Source organism: Salipiger sp. (assembly GCF_059781815.1).
On the sequence record NZ_JBYNAH010000043.1, the window covers coordinates 1 to 26,823 of the forward strand.

A 26,823-nucleotide genomic window follows, 5' to 3' on the forward strand; every position below is an offset into this window, starting at 1 on the left:
CATCTTGGCCTGTGTCGGGAAGTGGCGGCGCACGCTCTCGGGCGGCACCGCCGCCTTGGCGGCGAGCACGAAATTGGCCGAGCCGAGCAGCCGCTTGTCCGAGATCATCGCCACCGAGACACCGTATTTGCGCGGCTCGATCGGGATCGCGACGGCGTTCTGCTCGAGCACCGCGCTGAGATACTGGCGCAGGGCACGGAACACCGGCTGGAAGACGTTGGTCAGGTCGTCATGTGCATAGGCCGGGAACTCCGGCGCGCGCTTTTCGGGCGTCATCAGCGTGGAGAGCTCGCCGGCAAGCGCGGTGAGGCTTTGGAAGATCGCCTGCGGATGGGCGTTGCGCAGTGTCATCAGGTGGCGGATCTGCGGCAGGGTGCGGTTCACGCACATCAGCAGCAGGAAATCCGAAATCTCGGCCACGCCCTTGGCGGCACCGGTCTGGGTCAGACGCCCGGCCAGCGCCTCGGCGCGGTGGCTCAGGAGGCCCTCGAGCTCGCGCAGGAAATCGTGCAGCGGCGCGCCGGCGCGGGCATCGAGCGCCGACGGGATGAAGGCCCGGTCGAGCACCACCTCGCGGTCCGGGCGGACCTCGATGATGCGCGCCACCGGGATCACCAGCTGGTCCGAGAGGTCATCGAGATCGAGCGCCAGCGTCATGCGCAGCTTGCCCACCGCCATCTGCACCGCGCGGCGATCGCGGCCCATGCTGTCGGTGACCTCGATTTCTTCGGGGCGGTAGCGCGCCGCCGATTGCTCCGCGCCGCTCAGGTCGACCTCTGCCGCGCCATGGCGGCGCGCCGGGATCGCGAGGTAGACCACCGTGTTCTTCGCGCTCTCGGGCACGTCGAGTGCCGGCGGCAAAGCATCGGCCTCGGGCACCCGGAAGGCCGCGCCGTCGGGGGTGAGGCCAGAGCAGGATTTCACCGCCAGCTTGCCCAGCTTCAAGAGCTCCTGGTCGAGCGACAGCTCGGTCACGCCCCAGCCATAGGGGGTGAGCGCACCCGCCACCCCGGAGACCAGCGCTTCGACATAGCGGTCGTGCTGCTGGAAGTGATGGGGCTGGAGGAACATCCCCTCCTGCCAAACGACCTTGTTTTCCCAGGACACGGTGGTGATCCTTCCTTGCGTTGCGGGGGCCGCGATCAGCGGATCGAGACGGTGTTGGCGCCGATGCTGACGCTGACGGCGTTGGGGCTGTCGGGGATCAGCGCGCGGCTGGCGAGGAAGCGGCTGCCGTCGATGTCGCGGAAGGCCGCGACCACGCCGATGGCGCCCGGGGCCTGCGCGAAGCTGCGGCTGTCGCTGACGCTGCGGCCGGGGGCGAGCTGGAAGTCGTCGACTGCCACGAGATCGGAGCCCAGCGTCGCCTCGGGCTCGTTGAACAGCGCGAAGAAGTCGCCCGAGCGGAAGCTGGCGTCGGAGGTGAGGTAATAGACCTTCACCTGCGTCGGCAGGCCGCCGTTCATCTCTGCCGAGGCAGAGATGCTGAGCGCCACGCCGGTGCTCGGCGGCTCGGGGGTGGAGATGCAGCCCGAGAGCGCGAGCGAGAGGCAGAACGCGGCGACGAGGGAGAAGAGCTTGAACATGGGGTGTCCTTTCAGAGTTTGCGGAGTTGGTCCTGGTAGGCGCGGGCGAATTCGCGCCCGAAGGTCGACTGGAAGTCGTCCTCGGTTTCGCGGGCGATCTGGGCGTACATCTTCTCGTAGGCCTCCCAGTAGCGGGCCTTCCTGCCGCCCAGCAGACCGCCGAGAGAGCTGCCCTGCTCGATGCGCGAGGCAAGCTGGTCGGGGCCGAGCCGGGCCAGCAGCGCCTTCAGCGCGGCCTCCATGCCCGCCATCATCGCGACCTCGTGGGCGCGGATGTCGTTCAGCGCCTCCTGGGTGGCGGCCTCGGCATCGAGATAGCCGCGCACGGTGGGGCGGATCATCGCCTCGACCGCCTGCTCGGGGGAGATCGAGAACTTCAGGGGGTTGTTGCCGCCGTTGTTGATCATCGTGCGGTCCATCCGCATCTCGCTCTTGATCGCGGCGCGGGTCATCAGGATCTCGCGCATGCCAGCGGTCATGGCGGCGAAGACGCGGCCGAGCCGGGCCATGGTCTCTGGGATCTCGGCCTCGGGAATGGCGAGATGGGTGGCACCGGCCCCCTCGAGGAAGGCGCGCAGGGCGGCGTCGGAGCCAGTGGAGGCGGGCGCGGGCTGCGGCGCGGGCGCGGCAGAGGGCGGGGGGGCCGGCTGAGGCGCGGGTGCGGGCTCGGGGATCGGCGCTGGCGTAGCCTCGGGCAGGGGCGCGGCGGGCGGCTCGGGGGCGAAGAGATCGTCCCAGTCGTCGGGGATCTGGCCCGGCTGCACCTCCGGCGCGGCGAAGTGATCCTGCGCGGCGGGGCTGTGATCGGGCGCGCTGGCTCCGGGCGCGGGCCATGCCTCGGGCGGCGTGGCATCAAGGGGCAGCGGATCGGCGGCGAAGGGATCCTCGGGGATCGCGGCGCGCTGGGCCGAGGGCTCGGCAGGCGCGCCCAGAAGCGCATCGAGGAAATCGTCGTCCGAGCCGCCAAGCGGATCGTGCGAGACCGCCTCGGTGGTCGGGGCCTGAGACGGCAGCAGCAGGCTGTCCCCGGCGGGCGGCAGCGGGGCGTCCGGGGCACTCGATGCGCCGGCGATCTCAACCACCAGCTCGAAGCTGCCGATCTGGATCACGTCGCCATGGCTCAGCGGCGCGGCGATATCGCCGATGCGCTCGCTGCCGTAGTTGAGGAAGGTGCCGTTGGTGCTCAGGTCGCGCAGGACGTAGTCGCCGCCGCGCGCCTCGAGCACGCAATGCCGCTTCGACAGTGTCCGGTCGGGATCGGGCAGCGAGAGGTCGTTCTCCTCGCCGCGCCCGACGGTCAGTGCGCCGTCCGTCATCTCGATGCGGTCGCGCCCGTCGGGCAGCGGGCCGGAGCTTGTCAGTCGCAGCATCAGGGTCATCGTTTATCCTCCCACCAGAACCGTCGGGCAGCCCATCACCACCGCGCCGCCATGGGTGCAGGTGTCCGAGAGCCGCGCCTGCGGCTTCTTGCCGGTGAGCACCTTGGTCGAGCCCTTGGCGATCATGTCCGGCGGGCCGATGCAGACCGCCATGGCGGTCGCGGTGGCGGCGGGCATCTTGCCGATCAGCACCGTCGGGCAGGGCACCAGGATGGGCCCGCCCACATGCGGGATGATGCCGGTGACCATCGGGCAGACATGGGTGTCGGTGACGCGGGCGGCGGGCAGGGTCATGGCGTGGCCTCCGCCTGTGCAGGCAGAGCGCCGTTGCCGCCGCGGGCGATGTCGAGCGCGCGCGCCAGCAGCTCGGGCCCGCGCTGCTCGACCTTGTCGTCGTCGTGGTAGAGCGCGGTCAGCGCCATGCCGAAGGCGGCGCCGCCGACCGCGCCCGGCGGGGCGGCATAGTCCTCGAGCTCGCCCGGCCCGAGCGTGCCGTCGGCCATCGAGGCGGCCATGGCGCAAAGCGCGGTCTCGTCCTCGTTGCCGGCCGCGTCCAGCGCGGCGCGGGCGGCGGCGCGGGTCTCGGTTCCGGGCTTGAAGACCCAGGCCTCGGCGGCACGCAGCGGCGCGGGCATCGGCGCGCCCTCGGGAACCGTCTCGCGCGCGGCGAGGCAGGCGAACCACGTGGCCTCGCGCGGGGGCAGGGCGTGGGACAGCACCAGCAGCATGTCGAGCAGCGCGGCCTTGGCCTCGAGCGCCGCCAGCATCTCGGGCGCGCTCGCCGAGGCCGGCAGGTCGAGCGGCGTCTGCAGCACCGCGTTGCCGGCGGCGAGCAGCTTCGCGGCAGGGGCCTCGGGCAGCTTGCGCAGACCGGCGAAGCGGTCGGTATGATCGGGGGCGCTCATGTCAGTTGATCATCGTGAGGGCGCCCTTGGCGAGGAGCAGCCCGGAGGATTTCAGTTGCGTCATGCCGCCGCCCTCGAGCTTCAGCATCCCGGCGCCCTTCAGCGCCGCCTGTCCCTTGGCCTCCATCTTGAGCTGGCCGCCGGCGGTGAACTTGCCTGTCGCGCTGGCCTTCACCTCGACCTGGGCCGAGGAGACGGTGATCTTGGAGGGCGTCATCTCGATCTTCGAGCCGCCGCAGGTCAGCACGATCTTCGACTTGGCCGAGATCTCGAGCGCGGCGCCCACGTCGATCTTGTAGCCCTTGCCGATGTCGTCGGTCTTGCCGCCCTTGACGTCGAGCGACTGGTCGCCCGCGACGCTCAGCGCATCGTCGGCCCCGACCTTGGTGGCGCGCGCCTTGGCGATCTCGATCGTCTCCTTGCCCTTGGCAACCGTGAAGGCGTGGTCGCCCTCGCGGATGGTCTCGGTCTTGTCGCCGTGGATGGTCTGGGTGAAGGTGCCGCCCTTCTTGTGCTCGAGCCCGACGGTGATCTCGGCGTTGTTCTTGATGATCTGCCTGAAATCGCGCTCGGACTGCAGGCGGACGAACTCGGCATCCTTCTTGTCCTCGAAGATCAGCTCGCTGAAGCCGCCGCCGCCCTTCGAGCTGTTGGTCTTCAGCCCCGTCTGGGTCTGGTTTCCGGGCAGCGCATAGGGCGGATCGGTGTCGCCGTTATAGACCATGCCGGTGATCAGCGGGCGGTCGAGATCGCCCTCCTCGAACTGCACCACGACCTCCTGGCCGATGCGCGGCACGCCGACCATGCCCCAGCCCTTGCCGCTCCACGGCACCGAGGTGCGGATCCAGCACGAGGCGCTGTCATCGCGGCGGCCCTCGCGGTCCCAGTGGAACTGCACCTTCACCCGGCCATAGCGGTCGGTCCAGATCTCCTCGCCCTTCTTGCCGACCACCACGGCGGTCTGCACGCCGGGATGCTCGGGGCGCGGCGTGACCTGCGGGGCGCGGAAGGCGACCTTGATGGGCTGCACCTCGAAGAGGCAGCGATAGGTGTCGGGGCTGGTCCTGCGGTCGAAGGCCAGCAGCGGGCCGAGGATCGCCTCGACCATCTCGCGGTCTTCGATATCGGCATCGATCTGCAGCTGGTGGCGGGCCGAGATCACCAGATACTCGGCATTCTCGGACTTGCGCGGATGCTCCTTGAGCTTGAACTTCGCCCCGGCACTCATCTGTCGCACGTTGCAGGCGCCGGTGGCGCGCTGGGCCTGCGCGGCGTGGCCCTCGATGCGGACCCGGGCGTGATGTTCACCGGTGCGGGTGTCGCCATGACGGCCGGGGTAGTCGTAGACCTCGTAGCCTTTGAAGGCATGCTTGCCGACCGGCAGCGCCTTGACGGTGCGAAGGTCCGACTTGGGCTTTTCGAAATCGTAATCCTGCAGCGTGACGCGGCCGGTCTGGATGCTCTCGCCGCCGCGCCAGTCGAAGACGTGGTCATCGCGGCGGCGGTACTCGGGCGCGCGGAAGTGGAAATCGATCTCGGCGTGATCCTCGACCGCGCGGTGGGCGCTGGCCTCGTCGGCGAGGATCAGAACTTCCTTGGTCTTCTCGTGGTCGTGGTAATAGTAGATGCCTTCCTCTTCCATCAGCCGGCTGAGGAAGTCGAAATCGCTCTCGCGGTACTGCACGCAGTAGCCGCGCTTGGGATAGGCATGCTTGGTGCGGTCGCGGAAATCCGAAAAGCCGTGCTGCGCGAACACCTCCTTGATCACGTCGATGACGGATTTGTCCTGGAAGATCCGGCAATTGGCGCTGCGGGTCAGGAACCACAGCCACGGTCGCACGGTGGCGCGGAAATAGCCGCGCCCGGCATGGGAGCCGAGATATTCGGCGCCGGTGCAGCGGCCCTGGAAATAGCGGATCTTGTCCTTGGGGGCGTCGATCTCGAGCGGCAGGCGCTCGCCCACCAGCTTTTGCAGGTCAAGGTCGATGTCGGGCGACATGAATTCGATGGTGGTCTCGGTGAGGCGGCTCAGCCCCTCGTCGACCTGCGCCCGCATCAGGAAGCCCTTGAGCTTGCCCGGAAGCTTGAGCCGGACCTGCCGGCCTTCGAGAACGGTGTCCTGTGCCATGCCGCTCAGGCCTCGTCCGGCAGCGTCGTCACGACGAGCTGGCCGTCGCGTTCGAGCCGCGCCACGATGGCGGGGTGGATGGCCCAGAGCGCGCCGGTCTCGAGCCCGTCGGGCAGCAGCGCGTCGAGCGCGTCCATCGAGGGTAGCGTCAGGCAGCGCACCGGGGTCGGGTAGCCGTCGGTGCCGGTGAGCATGGCGTCGAGATGCGCCTCGCCGTCGATCAGCCAGCAAGCATCGCCGATGCGGGCGAGCAGGATGCCGCCGTCGTCTCCGCCATTATTGGGATGGTCATCGCGCATCACAGGTCCTCCAGCATGGCCGCGAGGGCGGGGTCCATTTCGCCATCGCCATCGGCAGGCGTGTCAGCGTCGTCTCCAAAGGCAGCCAGCATGTCGTCGAGATCGCTGTCGTCGAAGGCGGGCAGGGCGCCGTCTTCGGCGGTGTCTCCGGGGGTGTCCGCATCCATGTCGGGCGGGGTGCCGTCGCTGTCGAAGTCAGGCATGTCGGAGCTTGCGAAATCGGCGAAGGCATCCTCGCCGTCGAAGTCCGGCAGGTCGCCAGTATCGAAATCTGGAAGGTCTCCCGCATCGAAATCCGGCGCTGCGTCATCCTCACCGAAATCGGGGAACGTGGTCTCGCCCATGTCGGGCAGGCCGTCCTCTTCTCCGAACGCGGCCATCGGATCGTCGTCGCTCGCTTCCGAGCTGTCAGGAGCGCTCGCGGTGGCGGGTTTGACCCCGGCCGGCGGCTTGCCGAAGCCGACGCTGGTCTCGTGGCCGCCCTTGCCTTTGCCGGGCGCCAGCGCCCAGGGGCCGGCGAGCATGTCGCCGCCGAGCGCCTGGAACGAGCCCTGGCGAACCTCGTTGCGGCCCTTGATCGACAGAAGCGGCATGAAGCCACGGGTGACGACCTCGGCCATTGTGCGGGTATTGAGCAGCCGCTCGGTGCAGGGCAGTGCGACCTGATCGCCATGCGCGTCGGTCATCACATGCACCGGCATGTCGCCCAGCGACATGATCTCGCCCAGCCGCATGTTCTTGCCGGATTTGGTCACGCTCGCCGCCAGCAGGGTGGCCGAGAGCACCGCCGGGTTGGCCCAGAGCATGCCGTGCAGTCCCTCGCGCAGGCTGAACTCCTCGAAGGCGAAGGGCTCGATCGGATCTGTGCGGCGGCCATAGGGATGGCGCAGCAGGAAACGCGGCGCGGCGATGCCGAGATGGCGCGACTCGGGCAGGGCGCGCAGGGCGTCCCAGGCCTCGGCCACCAGCGGGTGGCGATCCTGCTTGGCTGTGTCGAGGAAGCGCGGCGAGATCGCGGTCACGAAGGGCGCGTTCATCCATGCGGCGATCTTGCCCATGCGGGCGAGAAGCGCCGCGTGAGGCGGGGTTTCCTCGAGCGTGTAGAGCCCGAACACCGCCGAGATCGGCCCCTGCTGCGCGTCGAGCCGGGGCTCTTCGCCAAGCATTCGGAACAGGCCGCTTTCGGCGAGGTCTTCCTGCGCCGAGAGGTCGGCGGCCCATTCCTCGGCCGAGACGTCGTAGAGCACGATCTCGAGGCGCGGCCCGGTCTCGATGCGGCGGGCGAGAAACTCGAGCGCGCGCCAGGTCGCCTCGACCGCCTGGAAATCGGGGTGGTGCAGGATGGTGCGCATGGCATCCGAGAGCGCGGCATCGATGGCGGCGATCTGGCTGTCCTGCGCCGGGCTGGCGGCAGCCTGCACATGCGGGCCGACGATGCGGGCGATGAGGTCGGCGGCGGGGGAGGGGCGGCTCAGCGCGCCCTGCATGTCGCCGATCAGCGACTGGAAGGCGCTGAGGCGGCGGTCGGCGGGTACGGCGCTGCCCTTGGCGCGGGCGCGGCTGGCGGGCATCGGGCGGCCATGCGCCTCGGCCCAGCCCTGCAGCTCGGCCAGCGCGGCGGCCTCGCCGCGGGCGACGCGCTGGCGCAGGGCGGCAAGCTCCTCGAACAGCGCGACATTCTCGTAGAGTTCGTCGGGGTGCAGGTCGTCGAGCTCGCGCAGCGGAACCTCGACGGCGGCGCCATCGCGCCCGACGGGCAGGGTGAGGGTGGTGGCGAAGCCCGCCATCACCGCGTCGAGCCGGTCGACATCGAAGCGGATCGGGCGGCGGCGGGCGAGGTCGTCTCCGATGGCAAGCGCGCCGCGGCTGGCGCGGCCGGAGAAATCGCTCAGGATGGCGATGCGGAAGCGCTCGCGCGGGGCATCAAGATCCTCGGGGCGCTCGGCGCTCAGGGTTCCGAAGGGCAGCGCCTCCTCGGTCTCTTGCGAGCCCTCCTCGGCGGCGGCGTCGGGCGTTTCGGGGGCATCCTCGAGTGCGATCTCGGCGTCCTCGAAGGGCTCCGGCGCGCTCTTGGGCAGGTCATCTTCCGGGCTTTGCTCGAAGCTCATCTCTTCGAAGGCGTCGTCCATGGTTTTCGCGGCCTCGAACGCCGTTGCCTCCGGGGCGGTGCTCTCTGAGAGGAGATCGCCGGGCGTCTCGTCCTCGGCTTCGGTCTCGTCCTCAAACGCGGGTTCCGGCAGGGTGTCCTGCGCCGGACCGATCTCTTCCGCGACCGGCGCGTTGGCGAGCAGGTCGGCAAAAGCCGCATCGTTGTTCCCGGGCGCAGGCTGCTCTGCCGGCGCCGCGTCGCGCAGCGTCTCAAATGCCGCCGCGAGCGCGTCCACTTCCGGCGCGGCGGGCGCGTCGGAGGCGGCGCGCAGGGCGTCGAAGGCGGCGGTGAGCGTGTCGTTCTCGGCGTCGTCTCGCGCCGGGAGCGCATCGCGCAGGCTCTGCATGGCGCGCTGGCGCGCGACGGGGTCACTGCCCCCGGCGGGCGCGCCGACGAGGGCCGAGAGGGTTTCGGGGGAAGAGATCAGCTCGGCGATCAGCGCTTCGGCGCCGCTCTTGCCGTCCATGTAGGCCGAGAGATGCGCCAGCTGGGTGCGGGCCTCGAGCAGCTTGCGCAGCGGCGGGATCTTGCGGGCGACCTCGGCGGGCGAGAAGGCCTCCATCCGCTCGAAGGTCAGGTCGACGGAGAGGCTGCCCTCACCGGTCAGGGTGTTGGGTACGGTGAAGGCGGCGCGGGGCCGGATCGCCTTCATCCGGTCGTCGAAATTGTCGCTGTCGATCTCGAGGAAGCTGCGGTCGGCCACGGCGGGCAGCGGCTCGGCGGGGCTGCCGGCGAGATCGGCCATGACGCCCATGACGAAGGGCAGCTGGACGGATTTCTCCGAGCCGTAGAGCTCGACATCGTATTCGATCTGCACCCGCGGCGCCCGGTTGCGCGCGACGAATTTCTGACCGCTGTTCGACATCTGCAAGACCCTCTCGGCTGGTTGCGGCGGGGCCGGGGCGGAGATGCCGCGGCCATCGTCACCCTGTTAGTGCCGGGCAGGGGCCGGGAGGTTCGCGCGGTCGGGAAAAAAAATTGCGCCCGGACGCGGGGCGCATCGCGAGGTGCCCCGCACGGCGGACATGCGGGGCGCCTCGTGGCGTGGAAGGGCTCAGGCGAAGTCGTAAGTGAACTCCGCGCCCTGCACATCGACGGCGACGCGACCGACCTTGCCGCCTTCCATCATGCGGGTGAGGAACTCGGTCGAGATTTCGGGCAGCATGGTGTTGGTGACGATGGCGTCGATCATCCGCCCGCCGCTCTCGAGCTCCTGGCAGCGCGACACGATGGTCTCGACCACGGCATCGGAATAGCTGAAGGGCACCGCGTAGGTGGCGGCGACGCGCTTTTCGATGCGGCCGAGCTGCAGACGGGTGATCTTGGCGATCATGTCGGGGCTGAGCGGGTAGTAGGGGATGGTGACGATCCGTCCGAGCAGCGCCGCCGGGAAGACCCCGAGCAGCGGGTCGCGCAGCGCCTTGGCGATGCCCTCGGGCGCTGGCATCAGCTCGGGGTCGGCGCAGAGGTCCATGATCACCTCGGAGCCGACATTCGAGGTCAGCAGGATCAGGGTGTTGCGGAAATCGATCATCCGCCCCTCGCCATCCTCCATCACACCCTTGTCGAAGACCTGGAAGAACATCTCGTGCACGTCCGGGTGCGCCTTCTCGACCTCGTCGAGCAGCACCACCGAATAGGGCTTGCGCCGCACCGCTTCGGTCAGCACGCCGCCCTCGCCATAGCCGACATAGCCCGGCGGCGCGCCCTTGAGGCTCGAGACGGTGTGGGCCTCCTGGTATTCGCTCATGTTGATGGTGATGACGTTCTGCTCGCCGCCATAGAGCGTCTCGGCCAGCGCCAGCGCGGTCTCGGTCTTGCCGACGCCGGAGGTGCCGGCGAGCAGGAAGACCCCCACCGGCTTCGACGGGTTGTCGAGCCCGGCGCGCGAGGCCTTCACGCGCTTGGCGATCATCTCCATGGCGTGGTCCTGTCCGATCACCCGGCTGGAGAGGTGCGAGGCGAGGTTGAGCACGGTACGGATCTCGTCCTTGACCATGCGGCCCACCGGGATGCCGGTCCAATCCGCCACCACCGAGCCCACCGCCTGCGCATCGACGATGGGCAGCATCAGCGGCGCCTCGCCCTGCAGCGCGGCCAGTTCGGCCTGCTTGCCGTGCAGCTCGGCGAGCACCGCGTCGCGCTCCGGCCCGGTGAGCGGCGTGCCGGCGCTCTCGGCCTCGGCGGGGGCGCTCGCGGGGCCGTCGACCGGCTGGGCGCCCTCGCGCAGGCGGGCGCGCAGCTCGAGGATCTCGGTGACCAGCGCCTTCTCGGCTTCCCAGCGCTCGGTGAGCTCTGCGAGGCGCGCGGTCTCTTCGCCAAGCGCGGCTCGGGCGCGGGCCTCGCGGTCGCCGACCTCGGCCCCGGCGCTGGCATCGCGGGCGATGATCGCAAGCTCGGTCTCGAGCGCGTCGATGCGGCGCTGGGCGTCGTCGACCGGGGCCGGCACCGCGTGCAGGCTGATCGCCACGCGGGCGCAGGCGGTGTCGAGCACGCTGACCGATTTGTCGGGCAGCTGGCGGGCCGGGATGTAGCGGGCGGAGAGCTTCACCGCCGCCTCGAGCGCCTCGTCGAGGATCTGCACCCCGTGGTGGCGTTCGAGCATCGAGGCCACGCCGCGCATCATCAGCACCGCCCGGGCCCCGTCGGGCTCGGCGACCTGCACCACCTGGAAGCGGCGGGTGAGGGCGGGGTCTTTCTCGATATGCTTCTTGTACTCGGCCCAGGTGGTGGCGCCGATGGTGCGCAGCGTGCCGCGCGCCAGCGCGGGCTTGAGCAGGTTGGCGGCATCGCCGGTGCCTGCTGCGCCGCCGGCGCCCACCAGCGTGTGGGTCTCGTCGACGAACATCACGATGGGCACGGGGCTTGCCTGCACCTCGTCGATCACCCCGCGCAGGCGGTTTTCGAACTCGCCCTTCATCGAGGCCCCGGCCTGCAAGAGGCCCACGTCGAGAGACAGCAGCCGTGCCTCGCGCAGGGCGGGGGGCACGTCGCCGCGGGCGATGCGCAGGGCGAAGCCCTCGACCACCGCGGTCTTGCCGACGCCGGCCTCGCCGGTGAGGATCGGGTTGTTCTGGCGCCGGCGCATCAGCACGTCGACGATCTGGCGGATCTCCTCGTCGCGGCCGACGATCGGATCGATCTCGCCGGCGCGGGCCTTCTCGGTGAGGTCGGTGCAGAACTGCGCCAGCGCCGCGCCGCCGCCGAGCTGCGCGGGGGTGCCCTCCTCGGTCCGCTCCGGCGCAGGCACCGTCGCCACCTCCTCGGGAGAGCCCGCGAGCAGATCATTGAAACGCTCGGAGAGGGCCTCGGGGCCGATCTTGCCGAACTCGGGCGAGATCGACTGCAGCACGTTGCGCAGGCGTGGGGTCTTGACGATGCCAAGCACGAGGTGCCCGGTGCGCACCTGCGTGGCGTTGAACAGCAGCGAGGCATAGACCCAGGCACGCTCCACCGTTTCCTCGAGATGCGGCGACAGGTCGGAGACCGCCGTGGCCCCACGCGGCAGCGCGTCGAGCGCGCGCACCAGATCGGCGGCGACGCGGCCGGGGTCGAGGTCGAACCCGTCGATCAGGCGGTGCAGGTCGCTGTCCTGCCCCTGCAGGATCTGGTGCAGCCAATGCGCCAGCTCGACATAAGGGTTGCCCCGCATCTTGCAGAACACGGTGGCGCTTTCGATGCTCTGATAGGCCAGCTTGTTGAGCTTGCCGAACAGGGCCACGCGGCTGATTTCGGTCATCGGTTCGTCCTTCTTGGTGTCTTGCGACGTGTCGGGGCGCGGCTCAGGGCAGGGCCCGCTGCGGCGCGGTGAGGGAGAGATCACAGGCGTCGTTGGCGGGGCGCTGGCCGATCCAGCTGGTCAGGCCGAGCCGGGCGCTGCCGCCGAGCGGCGAGGGCGGGACCTCTTCGGCGCGCAGCACCAAAGTGGCCTCCCAGTCGAGCGTGTCGCCGGCATAGGCGCGGATCAGCGCGGCGAGGCGCTTGAGGCTCTGGCCGCCGGGCAGCAGGCGGCGGTAGTCCTCGAGCGAGAGCGGCCCGATGCGGAGGCGGAACTTGGCCTCGCGCGACCAGACCTTCTCGCCGAGGCTGGCGCTCTGGCCGAGCACCGCGCCGCCGAGCGTGCCGCGATCCTGCGGTTCGAGATGCAGCCAGGAGCCCACGAAGCTCTCGATCTCGACCTCGGCGCCGAGAAAGCGGCGCAGGATGGCGGCGAGCCCGGCCTCGCTGCGCGGCGCGGCGCCGAGCAGCCCGGCAAAGTGGCGCCGGGCGCTGTCGGGCATGGCATCGCGGCAGTCGAAGGCCTCGCCTGCGACGCCGGCGAGCGCGTCGAGCTTCTCGCCGAACGGGTCGTCGTCGGGGCGGTCGAAGGAGGGCGCGGGCTCGGCGCTGGCCCAGGCGCGGTAGAACAGCGAGATCATCCGGTGGTGCAGCATGTCGGCAAAGCCCACCAGTGCGCCATCGGCGTTGTTGCGTTGCCGGTCGCGGGCGTATTCCGTCAGGTGCAGCGGCAGCGCCCCGTGCGGGCCGAAAAGGCCGAAGGCCTGCTGGGTGAGCCGGTCGCGCCCGCTGCGCGCGTCGGGGCCGAAGCCCGAGATCGTGGAGCGCGGGAAGGCCAGCTCGGGATCCTGCCCCAGCCGCACCGGATCCTGATCGGGACGCCGCGAGCGCCCGAGCCGGGGCCTCTCGGGATGCGCCGCCTCGATGAGGCGCAGCGCCTGGAACAGGTGATGAGACTGGGGGGCCTCCCTGAGCGCGTCGAGGCGGCTCAGATCAGCACCCGGCGGCCGCTTCTCGGCATCCATCGCGCGATGTCTCCCCGTTGCTGTGAGTGAATGACGGTCTCGGTGAAGCTGTTGAGCGAGACGTATTTGGCAAAGAACGCCTCGAGCACCGCGCCCAGCAGGTAGCAGCCGGTGCCCTCGAAGAAGCTCTCGTCGAAGCCCACCCGCAGCTCGAGCCCGCGCACCGCGGTCGAGAGCACGCCGTCGGCCATGCGCCGCACGATGGGGCGCGAGGCGACCGAGACCAGCCCCTCAAGCTGCGCCGCCATCGAGGGATCGCCGAGCGGGGCGTAAAGCCCCACCAGCTCGCGCAGGGCGGCGGCACCGGTGCCGCGATCGGCATCGGCGATGGAGAGGTAGTTGAGGCTCAGGTGGCTGATCAGCTGCCACGCGCGCTGTCCCTCGGCGAGGCTCTGGCGCGGGCGGGTCGGCGGCACGATGGCGCGGATCTCGGTCACCGGGCCGCCATCGGGGAGGAAGAAATCGGTGCTGCCGGCGCCGATCGGGGTCAGCAGCGGCAGGTCACGGTTGGTGCAGAGCGCGGTGACGGCGAGTTGCTCGATGCGGCCCGGATAGGGCGCCTGCGACCGGTCGGCGAGCGCGAGGTAGAGATCGCTGCCGAGATAGGAGGTGCGCTGGCCCTTCAATCGCTGCTTTTCGGAGCGCTGCCGCATGCGGCGGCGGATGCTGTAATAGGCGCTCTGCTGGTCGCCGAAGGGGGTGAAATCCTCGGCGCTGTAGAACGGGCGGAAGGTCACGTCGTCGGCATCGTCCCCGGCGATCCCGGTGACACTGTCGAGGCGGTAGATCTCGTAATCGAGCGGCGCGGTGCGGTCGGGGATGACGTGATGGTCGATCTCGCGGCCCGAGACCGGCACCCGGTCGCAGCGCTTGGGGAAGAGGTTGATCGCGGGGACGGCGTGCAGGTCGAAGCTCGATGGCGTGACGGATTTCAGCGCCGGGTTGCCCTCGGCAAGCAGGATGTAGAGGTCGAGGTCGTTGCCTTCGGTGCGCTGGATGGCGGGGCGCAGGCCGCAGAGGTCGATGAAGAAGAAGCGCTGCGGCATGGCGAAATATTCCTGCAGCAGCCGGTAGCCCTCGAAGGACTGCCCCGGCACCGGCAGCAGCGCCTCTTCGGGATCGAAGCCGCGCGGGCGGATCTCGCGCCCGAGCGGCAGCGACCAGTCGGCGCGGCGGTCGGTGGAGCGCCCGGCGAGCGCCACGCCCTGACCCAGAATGGCCTCGTAGAGCCGCCACGGCTCGGCCCCGGCCCCCGCGAGGAACAGCGTCAGCCGGTCGAGCGGCAGCGCCGAGAGCGGCGCACCGCCGCTGCGCGCCAGCCGCAGGCGCAGCGCCGCCTTGGCCTGGTTGCCGGCGCCCAGCCCCGCCGCCACCAGCTCGGAGCGGCCCTCGACATACTCGGCCTCGGTGATCTCCACCGGCCAGAGCGTGGCGTCCTGCGCGGTGGTGAAGCGGCAGGCGGTCTGCTCGCCCTCGAGGACCTGCCCGCGCATCAGCGTGCCGCGCGGCAGGGTGAAGCCCTCGGAGAGCCCGCCCTGCGCGGTGTCGGGCTGCAGCCGCGCCACCATCATCGAGGGCGTGGGGGCGAGGAAATGCGGGTAGACGATCTCGAGCAGGTTCTGGGTGAAGGCGGGGTATTGCAGCTCGAGCTCGAGCTGCACCCGCGCGGCCATGAAGGCCGAGCCCTCGAGCAGGCGTTCGACATAGGGGTCCATGACCTCGAGCTGGTCCATGCCGAGCCGCGAGGCGATCTTGGGATAGGCCTCGGCAAACTCGGCGCCCATCTCGCGGACATATCCGAGCTCGCCCTCGTAATGGCGCAGAAGGCGGGAATCCATTGCGCTACCCCTGTCGGCTGACGGTGACTTCGCCGGTCGACATGTCGAGCGCGGTGCGAAGGTAGAGATCGACCGGCAGCGGCTCGGCCCAGAGCTCGCCGCGGATGTCGAAGGAGACGATGGCGCCGGAGCTGGCGCGCTCCTGCCGGACCACGATCTCGAGGCTGTGGGGCAGGATGCGCGGCTCGAAGCGCTCGATGGCGCGCCGGATCGCCTGCCGCAGGGTCTCGGCGCGGCGGCGGGTCTCGTTGCGGCCCGAGACCGCGGGCAGGCCGTAATTCACCACCGAGCGGGCGACATGCGGAAACGCCTCGAGATCGTGCTCGGCCTCGAGATTGGCGCAGTTCAGCAGCCAGGCGAGGTCGCGCTGGATGATCTGGCGCAGGCGGCTGACATCGATCATGCGGTGGGCGGCGGTGTCGGTGGCCTTGTCCGGCGCCTCGTCGGTGAGCCGGTCGAGCAACGAGGGCTGCAGGCGTTCGGCCAGCATGCGATCAGCCATCGCGGGCCTCGCCGGGGTCGGGGGCATCGGAGGGTTCTGCCGGGGCGAGGCCGAGTGTCAGCTCGCGCAGGTCCATCAGCGCGGTCTCGCCGGTGTCGGTGACGAGCAGCCGCTGGCCAAGCCCGCCGAGCACCCGCGCGCCCTGCATGCGCCAGCCGGTGGCGGCTGAGAGCCTGTGGCGGGGATCGGGGCTGGAGGGCGAGCCGGGGTAGCGGGTGGGGATCAGCGCGAGATCGCTGCCGCCGTTCCCCCAGAGCACGGTGGCGGGCATCCAGACCCGGTCGCGCAGGTCGGCGGGCGGCTCGAGGGTAAGGCGTTGGATGGCCGCGAACGGCGCCCAGTAGTAGCGCCCGTTGACGATCAGCTCGCAGACCGGGCCGAGCCGCGGGTCGGCATCGGCGATCCAGTCGCAAGGGGCACCGTCAAGCGTGCCGGGCAGGGCGGGGGCGGCCTCGAAGGCACGCTCACGCAGCGCTTCGGCGGCGGCGTATTCGCCCTGGGCGTGGAGCCTCAAGGCCTCGATCAGCGCCGCGAGCCAGTCCTCGGGGTCGCCCAGCACCATCGGCGCGCGCTGGCCGGCGAAGACCTCGTCGCGCTGGCGCTCGCAGATGATCGCGGCGCGGTACATCTGCGCCATTGTGCCGGCGGCGGGGTCGAGCGTTGCGGCGGTGCGCAGCTGCTGGATGGCGCGGGGCCAGTCGCCCTGCACGCAGAGCAGCTGAAACAGAAACACGCGCAGGCGGGCTTCCTGCGGATTGCTCCGGATCTCGTCGCTGAGCGCGGCGAGCGCGGCATCGGGATCGCCGTCTCTGAGAAGCGTTTCGGCATGCATGGGAGGAGCCTTTCGGTCGGGGAGGAGCCTGCGAAAAAGCGGATGTCTCCGGGCGCGGCGGGCGCGCCCGGAGCACGGGATCAGACCACGTAATCGGCCTTGTTCTTGACCTGGCTGAACTTGGTTTCGCCCTGGTCGCCCGACGCCTTGGAGAGCTTGCCGGTCTTGTCCTGCTTGTAATACTCGACCTTGATGGCGCCGTAGTTGAAGATGACGGTCTCGTTGCAGTTGTCGTCGCCGTCGGAGCCTTCCCAGGTCATGTCCTTGACCATGACCAGCTTGAAGTGGAACTTCATGAAGGTGGAGCCCGAGGCACTCTTGGAGCCGCCGGAGCGGCGCAGCTCGATGATCGCCTCGTCGAAATGGGTGCCGTTGCACAGCGTGCTGAACAGGCCGCAGGAGGCGGTGTCGGTCGATTTCGAGACCTCGAAATCCTTGAACCAGGCCTTGCCCGCGCCGCCGCCGCCGGTGGCGGAGCCGATGTTGATGTTGTTCTCGGCTCCGAAGTTGAAGGAGACGATCTCGAAAGCCTTCTTTGCGGCCATCGCCTCGTCATGGGTTTCGCCCTGCACCCGGGACTGGCCGGGGAAGTACATGTAAGCGTCGAACGCCATTGGAGTTTCCTTTCGTCAGAATGGTTGGACGGTGGGGGAGAGCGGCCCGGAACCATGCTCCGGGCCAGGGGGACAGGGGCCAGAAGCCCGGGATCAGCTCATTCGCCCTTCTGCGAGGGCAGTTTCGAAACCAGCCGCAGCGAGACCGAGAGCCCCTCGAGCTGGTAATGCGGCCGCAGGAAGAACCGCGAGGCATAGTAGCCGGGGTTGCCCTCGACCTCGTCGACCAGCACCTCGGCGGCGGCCAGCGGATGACGCGCCTTGACGTCCTCGGGGGAGGTCTCGGCGTTGTAGTCGACGTAGTTGTTGATCCAGTTCTGCAGCCATTCCTGCATCTCGTCGCGCTCGCGGAACGAGCCGACCTTGTCGCGCACGATGCATTTCAGGTAATGCGCGAAGCGGCAGGTCGCGAAGAGATAGGGCAGCCGCGCCGCGAGGTTGGCGTTGGCGCTGGCGTCGGGATCGTCGTATTCCGCCGGCTTCTGCAGCGACTGGGCACCGATGAAGGCGGCCATGTCGGTGTTCTTGCGGTGCACCAGCGGCATCATGCCGTTCTTGGCGAGCTCGGCCTCGCGACGATCCGAGATGGCGATCTCGGTGGGGCATTTCATGTCCACGCCGCCATCGTCGGTGGGGAAGCTGTGGGTCGGCAGGTTGTCGACCGTGCCGCCGGATTCGACCCCGCGGATGCGCGTGCACCAGCCGTATTCCTTGAACGAGCGGGTGACGTTGCGCGCCATGCCGTAGGCCGCGTTGACCCAGCAATAGTTCTCCGAACCGGCACCCTCGGTGTCTTCCTCGAAGGCGAAAGCCTCGACCGGCTCGGTCTTGTCGCCATAGGGCTGACGGCCAAGGAAGCGCGGCATGGCAAGGCCGAGATAGCGGCTGTCCTCGCTTTCGCGCAGCGAGCGCCAGGCGGCGTATTCCGGGGTCTGGAAGATCTTCGACAGGTCGCGCGGGTTGGCAAGCTCCGACCAGCTGTCCATCTGGAACAGCGACGGATCGGCCCCGGTGATGAACGGCGCGTGCGCCGCCGCCGCCACCTTCGACATCTCGCCCAGCAGCTCGACATCCTTGGGGCTGTGATCGAAATGGTAATCGCCGACGAGGCAGCCATAGGGCTCGCCGCCGAACTGGCCGTATTCCTCTTCGTAGAGTTTCTTGAAGATCGGCGACTGGTCCCAGGCGGTGCCCTTGAACTTGCGCAGGGTCTTGGAGAGATCCTTCTTCGAGATGTTGAGCACGCGGATCTTCAGCTGCTCGTCGGTCTCGGTGTTGTTCACCAGATAGTGCAGCCCGCGCCACGCGCTCTCGAGCTGCTGGAAATCGCCGTGGTGCAGCACGAGGTTGACCTGCTCCGTGAGCTTGCGGTCGATCTCGGCGATGATGCCCTCGATCGAGCGCAGCGCGTCGTCCGAGACCAGCGTCTCGTTGGCCAGCACCTGCTCGGCCAGGGTGCGCACCGCCTCTTCGACGGCGCTGCGGGCCTGATCGGATTTCGGGCGGAATTCCTTTTCCAGCAGGGCGGCGAACTCGCCCGAGCCGAAGATCGTCTCGGCGGTGTCGGTGGCGGCGTCTGCGGCGGCGGCGTTGGTCTGCATCTCGGTCATGGCCTAGTCCTCGGTCTCGGAGGACGGTGCCGGGGCCGAGGCCAGGGCCTTGAGCAGGCTCGGGTCCTGCAGCAGCTGGGTCACCAGCTCCTCGGCGCCGGTCTTGCCGTCCATGTAGGTGGTCAGGTTGGAAAGCTGGGTGCGCGCCTCGAGCAGCTTGCGCAGCGGCTCGACCTTGCGGGCGATGGCGTCGGGGGCAAAGTCGTCGAGGCTCTCGACGGTGATGTCGACGGCGAGATTGCCTTCGCCGGTCAGCGTGTTGGGCACGGTGAAGGCGGCGCGCGGCTTCATCGACGACATGCGGTCGTCGAAATTGTCGGTGTCGATCTCGAGGAACTTGCGATCGCCCACCGCCGGAAGCGGCTCTTCCGACTTGCCCGAGAGGTCCGACATCACGCCCATGACAAAGGGCAGCTGGACGGATTTCTCGGCGCCGTAGAGTTCGACGTCGTATTCGATCTGGACGCGTGGCGCGCGATTGCGGGCCACGAATTTCTGACTGCTGTCGGCCATGGTCTGGGCTCCCGTGTTGATCTGCAAATGAGTGCCCGCGCGTGGGGGAAAGGTTCACGCGGGCCGGAGATTATTCGTCGCTTTCCTCTTCGAGCCCGCCGATCAGCGCGACGTTCTCGACCCCGAGCGGCGCCATGTCCTTCATGATCGAAAGGAAATCCGCCGAGACGAGCCGCCGTGCGCGCGTCAGCAGCAGCGGCACCGGGCTCGAGGGTTCGGTGCGGGCGTAGTAGTCGATGATCCGGTCGATGGCGCGTTTGACGTCCTCGGGCGTGGCGATGACGCCGGGGGTGCCGCCGCCTGCCGCGGCGCGGGGAACGGGCATGGAGGCCGGGGCGCCTTCCGGCATGACCGCGTCGGTCAGGTCCCCGTCCCCATCCGAGGCCGGCATCTCGGCATGTTCCGAGAGGCGCCGGGCGATCTCGCGCAGGGCGCGCTCCAGCGGTTCGAGATCCGGCCCGTCGCTGCCGATATGGGCATCGAAGGCGGCCGAGATGGCGCGCGCATGCTCGAGGCTGGTCTGCACCGCCGCGGCCCGCGCGGCGAGCGCCTCGGGATCGCTGTCCATGAAGGCGGCGGCGATGGTCTGCGGCGTCGGCACATCGCCGTCGGCGGGGGCGGGCAGCTCGCCCTCGGCGATCTTCACGTCGCGCAGAGAGACCCGTCCGAAGGCGCGGCTCTCGGCCAGCGGCGCCGCGCGCAGCGCCGCCAGCACCGTGTCGCGGTCGGTCAGCCCCAGCACCGCGTTGACGCGCATGGTCGGATCGTCGTCATCCTCGGCGTCGAGCTGGGGATGCACGCTCTCCCAGTGCTCTTCGAGCCCGTGGCGGATGTAGCCCAGCACCGTCTCGAAGCCGGTGAGCCCCTCGGTGCGCAGCGTCGACGTGGCGAGGATCACCGCCACCCGCAGGTCGCGGCTGCGGCCCAGCAGCGCGGCGGCGGCGCGGGCGACCTCGGCGAAATCCGGGTCCTCGGCGGCGATCACCGAGTCTCCGATCACGCGCTCCTCGCCGGGCGCATTGGCCAGCTCCAAAGCGGTGAATTCGGGGTCGTATTCGAGGTCGCGGCCGCTCGGCGCGTCGGGGTCGATGGCGGCGAGGCAGGGATCGAGGTCAAGCATGGCGGGGCCTTTCGCGGGTCAGGTCAGGGCGGCGCGCAGAAAAAGCGCGCGCTCGTCGGGGTCGGAGATCGCCTCGGAGAGGGTTCGGGCCAGCGCCTCGAGGCTCGGGGCTTTGCGGGCGCTCTTGCGCACCAGCACCGGGGCGATGGGGCCGAGATGCGGCTTCAGCAGGTCGGTGAGGCGGGTGAGCGCGGCGTCGGGCAGGCCCGGCGCGGTGCCAAGCGCGGTGGCGTCCTGCGAGAGGGCGCTCTCGATGGCGCGGCGCAGGGTCTGGCGCTCGGCCTCGTCCTCGAACTCGGCCAGCACCGCGGCGATCAGCTGCTCCGTCGTGGCAGCCTTGGCGGCGGCGCGGCGGGCAATCACCCGGCCCATGGGGCCGAGGCTGCCGGTCAGGTGTTGCTCGAGCCGCGCCAGCGTGCCGCCGCTCATCCTTGTGAGCATGGTCTGGGTCAGCGTCGCATCGGGGGCCCGTGCGCTGGGCGCGGCCTCGATCAGGCCGGTGCGGTCGGCGGCGGGCAGGATCGCCGCCAGCGCCGCGCGCATGTCCTCGGCGCGGGCATAGCGGCGTTCGGGGTCGACATTCATCGCCGTCATCACGATGTGGTCAAGCTCGGCGGGCAGGCTCTCGTTGATCTCGCCCGGGCGCGGCGCCTGGCCTTCGCGGACGGCGGCGAACAGCGCCTCGACGCCGCCGCCCTTGTAGGGCTTGCGCCCGGTCAGCAGCTCGTAGAGCACCACGCCGCAGGCATAGATGTCGGCGCGGGCGTCGATCTCGCCGCCGGTGAGCTGCTCGGGCGCCATGTAGGAGGGCGTGCCGACCATGCCGGCACCGGTGGCCTCCATCGCGGTCAGCCGGGCGATGCCGAAATCGGTGAGCTTCACCGTGCCGTCATCGGTCAGCATGACGTTGGCGGGCTTGAGATCGCGGTGCACGATACCGGCGCCGTGGATGCCGGAAAGCCCGGCAAGGATCTGGGCGAAGATCGCATGGATCTCCTCGAGCGGCAGGCGCGTGCCCTCGGCCAGCCGGTCTTCGAGCGTCACCGAACGCACCCGTTCCATGACGAGGTAGGGCACGCCCTCCTGCTGCAGGAAGTCGAACACGGTGACGAGGTTGGGATGCTGCACCCGGCCCGCGGCGCGGGCCTCGCGGGCAAAGCGGTCGAGCCAGTCCTGGCTGCCCGTCGCGCCGATCAGGTGCTGGTGGATGGTCTTGATGGCGACGGGGCGGTCGATGTCGGGATCCTGCCCGGCATAGACCACGCCCATGGCGCCTTCGCCGAGCACGCCGTCGATGCGGTACTTGCCGACCATGCGGCGCCCGCCGCCGGGCACGATGACCGTGGCGTCAGACATCGATCATGCTCATCGCGCGTTCGAGGCTGCGGCGCATCCGGTTGAACGACACCGACAGCGAGCTGATCTCGTCGCGCCCGGGCTTCTTGTATTCCTCGACCGAGAAATCGCCCATGCTGACCTTCTCGGCCACCTCGGACATGCGGCGCACCGGGCGCAGCACGATGCGGCCGAGCATCAGGTTGGTGAGCACGAAGACCAGCAGGAAGACCCCGGCGAGCCCGACGATCAGGATGATCCCGGTCTCAAGCGCGCGCTTGTCCGCCAGTGCCATCGGCGCCGAGATGATCTGCGCGCCCACGGTTTCGCCCAGCTCCCAGCCGAAGCCGTGATCGGGGCCGTAGAGATCGACCATGGCGGGCGGCGCGGCCTCGGGGGTCGAATGGCAGCGCAGGCAGCCCTCCTGGTAGATGGTCAGCGGGAAGGCGACTGTCAGGAAGCGCCCGTCCTCGCGGTCGACCACGGTCGAGAGCTGCTCGAGCGAGGGATCGGCGCGGAACTGGTCGATCAGGTCCTTCTCGAGCGGCGTGGGCAGGTCGGCGGGGTTGGTCGGGTCGAGCGCGGCTTCCTTGTAGCTGAACTCGGGGAAATGCTGCTGCACGTTGGCAAAGACCGAGCGCGCCGCGAAGGAGGTGACGGTCTCGGGCAGGAACAGGATGTCGTTGTCGTCCGAGAGCAGCGGGTCGATATTGGTCAGCGTGTAGGAGCGCACGGCCAGCGCGTTGGCGCGCAGGAGCTTGATCGACTCCTCGATCTCGTCCACCGCCGAGTCCTGCACGAAGCGGTAGGAGAGGCCGGCGGCGGCGCCGATGCCGATGACGCAGGCCAGAAGCAGGACGATGTTGTACTTGAAACGCAGGCCCATTGGCTCGCTCCTTTGGTTTGCGCGACAGCGCGCGGGGTGAGGGGCTGCGGGCGCGTGGCCCGGGTGGCGGGTCAGGATCTGAGGTCGAGAAGCTGGCGGCGGTTAAGCACGCCGGTGGCCTCCTCCGAGCGGCTCTGCTGGAAGTCGGTGATGGCCTCGCGGGTCTGGGGGCCGAAGATCCCGTCGACGAGGCCGCGGTAGAAGCCCCCGGCACGCAGCTCGCGCTGGATGCCGCGCTTGGCCGAGCGCGAGAGCGATTGCTCGAGGATGCGCAGCTCGTCGAGGGTCTCGGCGGGCAGCTCGGGCGCGGGCGTGGCCTCGACCACCGGCTCGGGCTCTGCCACGGGTTCAGGCGCTGCCACCGGGGCGGGGGCGGCAGCCGGGGCCGCGACGGGGGCCGGTGCAGGGGCAGGTTCAGGCTGAGGCTCCGGTTCGGGCTCCGGTTCGGGCGCGGCGCGCAGCAGGATGCGGTCCGACGGCAGGTCCGAGAGCGTCACCCCGTCCTTGGTGAACATGCCACGCAGGATCGTGCCGAGATCGACCTCCTCCTGCCGCGCGGCGGCCTCGAGCACTGTCAGCACCGGGCCGAAAGCGCCGATCTCGGCGACCACCACGGCGCCGGCGCCGGGCACCGGGGCGGGCGCGCGCTCGACCTTGCTGATGCCGCCCGGCAGTCCGGAAGGCGGCGCTGTCACGGTCAGCACCACCGCGCCGCCCTGCTCGGAGAGCGCGGCGGAGCGGGCGAAGGCGAGCGTCGGGATGGCCTGCGTAAAGAGGTCGGTCGAGCGGCCCAGCGTGGCACCCGCGGGCAGCACGTAGTCGCGGCCCTCGAAGATCACCGCGGGGGCATCGAGATAGACGAAGGTGGCGCGGGAATCCTCGGCCTCGCGGGCGAAGCGCTTCAGGATCGAGCGCAGCTGCGCGTTGTTGGGATCGGCGGCGCGCAGGGTCTCGGCGCCCATCAGCTGAAGCTGGGTCTGCACCGCGTCGGCCCGGGCGCCGCCCTCTCCGACCGAGATCACGAGCGCGACCGTGCGGTCGCTGGTCTGGGCCGCGCCGGGCAAGGCGGCGAGCATCAGGCTGAGGGTGGTCAGGACAACGCGGGCAAACATGGCGGGGCCTCTCTTCCGTTGGCGTCGTGGCGCCGGAGCGGAGAGGCAGGGGCGGGGGAGAGCGCGCCCGGCCGGTCTCGGCTCCGGTCATCCCGTAGGTGCCCGGAGCCGAGAGAGAGGTTCATGTCATGGGGGAAATATTTTTCCGCGAGGCGCGGGTCAGTCGTGGCAGGCCGGGGCGCTGGCCTCGACCGCGCGCAGCGCCTCGCAGGCGTCGACCATCGGCACGTCGCCATGCATCACCACCGCGCCGTGCAGGGCGTGGGCGATGTCGGGCGCGGCGAGATCGTGGTGCCGGGCGCGCAGAAGCGCCACGACGCCGCTCACATGGGCGGCGGCCACCGATGAGCCGGAGACGTAGCGGTAATCGTTGTGCGGCGCGGCGCTGATCACGTCGACAGCGGGCGCAGGCACCTGACGTTCGGTGCCGTGGCCTGCAGCGATCACCCCCGGCAGCGAGGCCGGGAAGGTCGGCTCCGCGCTCTCGCCCCAGGCCGCGACGACGATCATCCCCGCCGCCTCCGCCGCCTCGACCAGCTCCTGCAAAAGCGGGTCCGGCGGGCCGCCGAGGCTCATGTTGAGCACGTGCACGTCGTTGAGGATGGCGAAGTTCAGCGCCCGCGCCAGCGAGAAGCTGTTGCAGCGCCCGCCCATGCCCTGCGGCTGCCAGCAGGCGCGCAGCCCCACGAGCTCGGCCTGGGGCGCGACGCCGATCATGCCGATCTCGTTGCCGGCATCGGCGGCGATGATGCCGGCGATGGCGGTGCCATGCGGCTCGGCGGCGCTGCCTTGCGCGTTGCCGACGAAATCGCGCAGGTCGGCGAGGCGGCCGGCGAGATCTGGGTGGTCGCTGTCGATGGCGCTGTCGATCACGCCCACGCGCACGCCCGCGCCGGTGCTGAGCCGGTGCGCGGCAGCGGCGTTGATCTGGCGCAGCGCGCTCTGCATCGGCAGGAGGGGATCGCGGTAGAGCGCCTCGAAGACCTGGAAATCGTTCATCCGCTGCACCGTGCGGATCTCTGCATCGGCCCGCATCCGCGCGATCAGCGCGTCGAGATCGGGGGTGCCCTCGGTGTCGACCACGAGGCAGTGCACGGCGAGCGATTGCAGCGGCCACTCGGCGGTGAGGGTGACGTTGAAGCGGGCCTCGATGCCGGCGGCGACGGCGCTCAGCGCGTCGGGATCGGCCAGCGGCACGGTGAGGATCAGGTGGGTCTGCGTGGCGATGCCGTCCGCCGGAACCAGCCGCCAGGGCGGCGCCTGCTGCGCCTGCACGGGGGCGGTGAGCAGGAGGGCGGTGAGCAGGGCAAGGACGGCACGCAGCATGGGGATCACTCGTCGGGGGCGGCGAACAGAACCTCGGGCACGGCCATCAGCTCCTGCGCGGCGGTGGCAAGGTCGGCGTCGGCGGCAGCGGCGGCGGTGTAGACACCGGTCTCGGAGGGGCCGTCGATCAGGGTCAGCCCATGCGCGGCGAGAAGCTGCGTCAGGTCGTCGGCGGAGAGATCGCCCGCAAGCTGGAACTTGATCGCGGGCCCGGTCTCCGAGCCGCTGGTCAGCGTCTGGTAGTCGTCGCCCGCCGGCTGGAACAGGATCACCGCGAGCAGCACGCAGGCGGCAACGCCAAGCCCTCCGAGCGTGTAGCCCCCGCGAAGACCGGCGAACCAGCCCTTGGCCTGCGGCCGGGGCGCGCGCGCCTTGGCCTCGGCGTCGATCTGAGCGCGCAGCGCTTCCCAGCTGCGGTCGACGGGGGCCTCAGAAGGGTCGACGGTGGCGACCTGCTGCGCGAGATCGTGCTGCCGCGCCACCTCGGCCGCGAATTGCGGAGACACCCGGGCGTGGTGCCTGACCATTTCGGCCTCGTCTTCGGGCAAGCTGCCATTGACGTACCACGGGATCAGCTCCCAGGCAGTCTCATAGGCCTCTGACCTCGGTATGTGGTTGGAATCATGCAACTGCGTTCTCCGAACTCTGGTGCGCATCGTCCGACAGCATCTCGCGCAGGCGCTTGCGTGCCGTCATCATGCGCGTCTTCACCGTGCCCACCGGGCACTCGAGGATTTCCGCGATCTCCGTGTAGAGATAGCCGTTATAATAGGTGAGCTCCACAACCGCGCGCAATTCCGGCGTCAGCTGCTGGAGCGCGGCGGCGAGATCCTTCTTGTGCATCACCGATGTTTCGGTGTCGCTGCCGTCGGCCACAAGTCCTTCGTCCAATTCCACGTCTCCCTTGCGCTTGCCGAGCTTCTGGCGCTGCTTGAGCGACATTCGGTAGGCGATGCCGAAGATCCACGACGAAGGCTTCGACAGGCCCTGGAAGCGGTCGGCGGTGCGCCAGACGGTCATCAGCGCATCGTTGGCGACCTCCTCGGCGGATTCGGCGTTGTCGGTGATGCGGCGGGCGAAATGCATCAGCTTGGGAAAGTACTGCCGATGCAGTTCCTCGAACGCCGCCACATCACCTTCTGCAACGGCAGCCAGCAGGGCCTCGTCGCTCCGGGGTTTGGGGCCGGTGCGGGCGGCCCTGAGTGAATTGAGTATGCGCATGCCAAAATGATCGCTTTGCTGTCTGCGGTAATGGGTGCCCCGACGGTTGAAAAAGGTTCATCGGATCAACAGAAAATGTCGGGCGCCGGGCTACCGGATTGAGTCAAATTCCCCGACGGGGCCTGCCTGAGAGGCGTTGGCATCGCTCTGTCTGCCCATCACGGGCCGGGTCAAATTCCCCGCAGAGACCAGGGCGGGAAACACGCCGGCGCGCCTGCCTTGAGGGGCCTTGGCGGTCTGCGGATCATGCGGGATTAGCCTCATGATGCTCCTCTCCTGGTTGACGCCTTGCCGCCGGGTTGGACCGTCGGATCGGTGTCGAGCACACCGCGAAGTGGCTCTCAAATAACTGTACGCCATCGGGAATGCCCGAACCGTTGTCACGACCGTTGTAATCGGCGTTGTAATTGACGCAACGTCGCCCTTGGAAGGATTGGCAATCCTGAGTTGTTTTGCTTTTGCATAATTCGAGGGCGTTTTGAAAACCCTGTCGCCGCGCCGCAACGTCGATTCGGCCCGGTGCGGCGCCGAAACGCAACACGGCCCGGACGCCGTTTGGGCTGCCGGACCGTGCGCGGGGGAAAGGGGAGGACAGGGGGATTACTTCAGCACGTGCCAGACGCCGCCGACGCCGGGGGCCGCATCGACGAGATGTACTTGGAAACC

The 26,823-nt window shown here is 69.6% G+C and carries 23 protein-coding genes; all 23 read right to left on the reverse strand.

The genetic code is table 11. The features are described 5' to 3' along the window. The coding region (gene tssK, locus AC6RA4_RS07130; RefSeq protein ID WP_500158817.1) for a type VI secretion system baseplate subunit TssK at positions 1–1,107 on the reverse strand (1,107 nt) is incomplete at its 3' end. A 35-nt stretch (positions 1,108–1,142) separates the two neighbouring features. Continuing rightward, positions 1,143–1,586: a type VI secretion system lipoprotein TssJ gene (gene tssJ, locus AC6RA4_RS07135; RefSeq protein ID WP_500158819.1), complete on the reverse strand. Its 444-nt coding sequence runs from the start codon at positions 1,584–1,586 to the stop codon at positions 1,143–1,145. Positions 1,587–1,597: 11 nt separating this feature from the next. Then, on the reverse strand, positions 1,598–2,965 hold the full coding sequence (tagH, locus tag AC6RA4_RS07140; RefSeq protein ID WP_500158821.1) for a type VI secretion system-associated FHA domain protein TagH: 1,368 nt from the start codon (positions 2,963–2,965) through the stop codon (positions 1,598–1,600). A 3-nt stretch (positions 2,966–2,968) separates the two neighbouring features. Beyond that, complete coding sequence (locus tag AC6RA4_RS07145; RefSeq protein WP_500158823.1) at positions 2,969–3,259, reverse strand: PAAR domain-containing protein; 291 nt, start codon at positions 3,257–3,259, stop codon at positions 2,969–2,971. Further along, a complete protein-coding gene (locus tag AC6RA4_RS07150) occupies positions 3,256–3,870 on the reverse strand; it encodes a DUF6931 family protein (protein ID WP_500158825.1) in 615 nt (204 codons plus the stop codon). Before AC6RA4_RS07150 ends, AC6RA4_RS07145 begins: the two co-directional genes overlap by 4 nt. Before the next feature lies 1 nt (position 3,871). Beyond that, positions 3,872–5,998, reverse strand: a complete 2,127-nt coding sequence (locus tag AC6RA4_RS07155) for a type VI secretion system Vgr family protein (RefSeq protein ID WP_500158827.1) — start codon at positions 5,996–5,998, stop codon at positions 3,872–3,874. Between the two features lie 5 nt (positions 5,999–6,003). Further along, positions 6,004–6,297 (reverse strand): hypothetical protein, encoded by a 294-nt coding sequence (locus AC6RA4_RS07160; protein WP_500158829.1) that lies wholly within the window; start codon positions 6,295–6,297, stop codon positions 6,004–6,006. Then, a complete protein-coding gene (gene tssB / locus AC6RA4_RS07165; RefSeq protein WP_500158831.1) occupies positions 6,297–9,311 on the reverse strand; it encodes a type VI secretion system contractile sheath small subunit in 3,015 nt (1,004 codons plus the stop codon). The genes AC6RA4_RS07160 and tssB (AC6RA4_RS07165) overlap by 1 nt, the downstream gene beginning before the upstream one ends. Before the next feature lie 189 nt (positions 9,312–9,500). Then, the gene (gene tssH, locus AC6RA4_RS07170) at positions 9,501–12,185 is read right to left on the reverse strand and encodes a type VI secretion system ATPase TssH (RefSeq protein WP_500158833.1); all 2,685 of its coding nucleotides are present in this window, start codon (positions 12,183–12,185) and stop codon (positions 9,501–9,503) included. Positions 12,186–12,228: 43 nt separating this feature from the next. Next, the gene (gene tssG, locus AC6RA4_RS07175; RefSeq protein ID WP_500158835.1) at positions 12,229–13,248 is read right to left on the reverse strand and encodes a type VI secretion system baseplate subunit TssG; all 1,020 of its coding nucleotides are present in this window, start codon (positions 13,246–13,248) and stop codon (positions 12,229–12,231) included. After that, positions 13,212–15,086: a type VI secretion system baseplate subunit TssF gene (tssF, locus tag AC6RA4_RS07180; protein WP_500158837.1), complete on the reverse strand. Its 1,875-nt coding sequence runs from the start codon at positions 15,084–15,086 to the stop codon at positions 13,212–13,214. The genes tssG and tssF overlap by 37 nt, the downstream gene beginning before the upstream one ends. A 4-nt stretch (positions 15,087–15,090) precedes the next feature. Continuing rightward, complete coding sequence (gene tssE, locus AC6RA4_RS07185; RefSeq protein ID WP_500158839.1) at positions 15,091–15,588, reverse strand: type VI secretion system baseplate subunit TssE; 498 nt, start codon at positions 15,586–15,588, stop codon at positions 15,091–15,093. After that, positions 15,581–16,420 (reverse strand): type VI secretion system accessory protein TagJ, encoded by an 840-nt coding sequence (locus AC6RA4_RS07190; protein WP_500158842.1) that lies wholly within the window; start codon positions 16,418–16,420, stop codon positions 15,581–15,583. Before AC6RA4_RS07190 ends, tssE begins: the two co-directional genes overlap by 8 nt. 80 nt (positions 16,421–16,500) lie before the next feature. Further along, complete coding sequence (locus tag AC6RA4_RS07195) at positions 16,501–17,034, reverse strand: type VI secretion system tube protein Hcp (RefSeq protein ID WP_500158844.1); 534 nt, start codon at positions 17,032–17,034, stop codon at positions 16,501–16,503. A 98-nt stretch (positions 17,035–17,132) separates the two neighbouring features. Next, the gene (tssC, locus tag AC6RA4_RS07200; RefSeq protein ID WP_500158846.1) at positions 17,133–18,644 is read right to left on the reverse strand and encodes a type VI secretion system contractile sheath large subunit; all 1,512 of its coding nucleotides are present in this window, start codon (positions 18,642–18,644) and stop codon (positions 17,133–17,135) included. Positions 18,645–18,647: 3 nt separating this feature from the next. Next, positions 18,648–19,157, reverse strand: coding sequence for a type VI secretion system contractile sheath small subunit (gene tssB / locus AC6RA4_RS07205; protein ID WP_500158848.1), 510 nt, complete (start codon positions 19,155–19,157; stop codon positions 18,648–18,650). Positions 19,158–19,227: 70 nt separating this feature from the next. Next, positions 19,228–20,277: a type VI secretion system protein TssA gene (tssA, locus tag AC6RA4_RS07210; protein ID WP_500158850.1), complete on the reverse strand. Its 1,050-nt coding sequence runs from the start codon at positions 20,275–20,277 to the stop codon at positions 19,228–19,230. An 18-nt stretch (positions 20,278–20,295) separates the two neighbouring features. After that, on the reverse strand, positions 20,296–21,633 hold the full coding sequence (locus tag AC6RA4_RS07215; protein WP_500158852.1) for a serine/threonine-protein kinase: 1,338 nt from the start codon (positions 21,631–21,633) through the stop codon (positions 20,296–20,298). After that, the gene (locus tag AC6RA4_RS07220) at positions 21,626–22,498 is read right to left on the reverse strand and encodes a c-type heme family protein (RefSeq protein WP_500158854.1); all 873 of its coding nucleotides are present in this window, start codon (positions 22,496–22,498) and stop codon (positions 21,626–21,628) included. The genes AC6RA4_RS07215 and AC6RA4_RS07220 overlap by 8 nt, the downstream gene beginning before the upstream one ends. 71 nt (positions 22,499–22,569) lie before the next feature. Then, a complete protein-coding gene (locus tag AC6RA4_RS07225; protein ID WP_500158856.1) occupies positions 22,570–23,610 on the reverse strand; it encodes a peptidoglycan-binding domain-containing protein in 1,041 nt (346 codons plus the stop codon). A gap of 159 nt (positions 23,611–23,769) precedes the next feature. After that, entirely contained in the window at positions 23,770–24,936 is a 1,167-nt protein-coding gene (locus AC6RA4_RS07230) for a S8 family serine peptidase (protein WP_500158858.1), read from the reverse strand. A 5-nt stretch (positions 24,937–24,941) separates the two neighbouring features. Beyond that, a complete protein-coding gene (locus AC6RA4_RS07235) occupies positions 24,942–25,565 on the reverse strand; it encodes a hypothetical protein (RefSeq protein ID WP_500158860.1) in 624 nt (207 codons plus the stop codon). Further along, positions 25,558–26,157, reverse strand: a complete 600-nt coding sequence (locus AC6RA4_RS07240) for an RNA polymerase sigma factor (RefSeq protein WP_500158862.1) — start codon at positions 26,155–26,157, stop codon at positions 25,558–25,560. Before AC6RA4_RS07240 ends, AC6RA4_RS07235 begins: the two co-directional genes overlap by 8 nt. Between the last annotated feature and the right edge of the window lie 666 nt (positions 26,158–26,823).

Bases quoted from the DNA above. Each gene is read 5' to 3' on its own strand.
- tssJ (WP_500158819.1), bottom strand. From the start codon at position 1,586: ATGTTCAAGCTCTTCTCCCTCGTCGCCGCGTTCTGCCTCTCGCTCGCG.
- tagH (WP_500158821.1), bottom strand. From the start codon at position 2,965: ATGACCCTGATGCTGCGACTGACAAGCTCCGGCCCGCTGCCCGACGGG.
- AC6RA4_RS07145 (WP_500158823.1), bottom strand. From the start codon at position 3,259: ATGACCCTGCCCGCCGCCCGCGTCACCGACACCCATGTCTGCCCGATG.
- AC6RA4_RS07150 (WP_500158825.1), bottom strand. From the start codon at position 3,870: ATGAGCGCCCCCGATCATACCGACCGCTTCGCCGGTCTGCGCAAGCTG.
- AC6RA4_RS07155 (WP_500158827.1), bottom strand. From the start codon at position 5,998: ATGGCACAGGACACCGTTCTCGAAGGCCGGCAGGTCCGGCTCAAGCTT.
- AC6RA4_RS07160 (WP_500158829.1), bottom strand. From the start codon at position 6,297: ATGCGCGATGACCATCCCAATAATGGCGGAGACGACGGCGGCATCCTG.
- tssB (WP_500158831.1), bottom strand. From the start codon at position 9,311: ATGTCGAACAGCGGTCAGAAATTCGTCGCGCGCAACCGGGCGCCGCGG.
- tssH (WP_500158833.1), bottom strand. From the start codon at position 12,185: ATGACCGAAATCAGCCGCGTGGCCCTGTTCGGCAAGCTCAACAAGCTG.
- tssG (WP_500158835.1), bottom strand. From the start codon at position 13,248: ATGGATGCCGAGAAGCGGCCGCCGGGTGCTGATCTGAGCCGCCTCGAC.
- tssF (WP_500158837.1), bottom strand. From the start codon at position 15,086: ATGGATTCCCGCCTTCTGCGCCATTACGAGGGCGAGCTCGGATATGTC.
- tssE (WP_500158839.1), bottom strand. From the start codon at position 15,588: ATGGCTGATCGCATGCTGGCCGAACGCCTGCAGCCCTCGTTGCTCGAC.
- AC6RA4_RS07190 (WP_500158842.1), bottom strand. From the start codon at position 16,420: ATGCATGCCGAAACGCTTCTCAGAGACGGCGATCCCGATGCCGCGCTC.
- AC6RA4_RS07195 (WP_500158844.1), bottom strand. From the start codon at position 17,034: ATGGCGTTCGACGCTTACATGTACTTCCCCGGCCAGTCCCGGGTGCAG.
- tssC (WP_500158846.1), bottom strand. From the start codon at position 18,644: ATGACCGAGATGCAGACCAACGCCGCCGCCGCAGACGCCGCCACCGAC.
- tssB (WP_500158848.1), bottom strand. From the start codon at position 19,157: ATGGCCGACAGCAGTCAGAAATTCGTGGCCCGCAATCGCGCGCCACGC.
- tssA (WP_500158850.1), bottom strand. From the start codon at position 20,277: ATGCTTGACCTCGATCCCTGCCTCGCCGCCATCGACCCCGACGCGCCG.
- AC6RA4_RS07215 (WP_500158852.1), bottom strand. From the start codon at position 21,633: ATGTCTGACGCCACGGTCATCGTGCCCGGCGGCGGGCGCCGCATGGTC.
- AC6RA4_RS07220 (WP_500158854.1), bottom strand. From the start codon at position 22,498: ATGGGCCTGCGTTTCAAGTACAACATCGTCCTGCTTCTGGCCTGCGTC.
- AC6RA4_RS07225 (WP_500158856.1), bottom strand. From the start codon at position 23,610: ATGTTTGCCCGCGTTGTCCTGACCACCCTCAGCCTGATGCTCGCCGCC.
- AC6RA4_RS07230 (WP_500158858.1), bottom strand. From the start codon at position 24,936: ATGCTGCGTGCCGTCCTTGCCCTGCTCACCGCCCTCCTGCTCACCGCC.
- AC6RA4_RS07240 (WP_500158862.1), bottom strand. From the start codon at position 26,157: ATGCGCATACTCAATTCACTCAGGGCCGCCCGCACCGGCCCCAAACCC.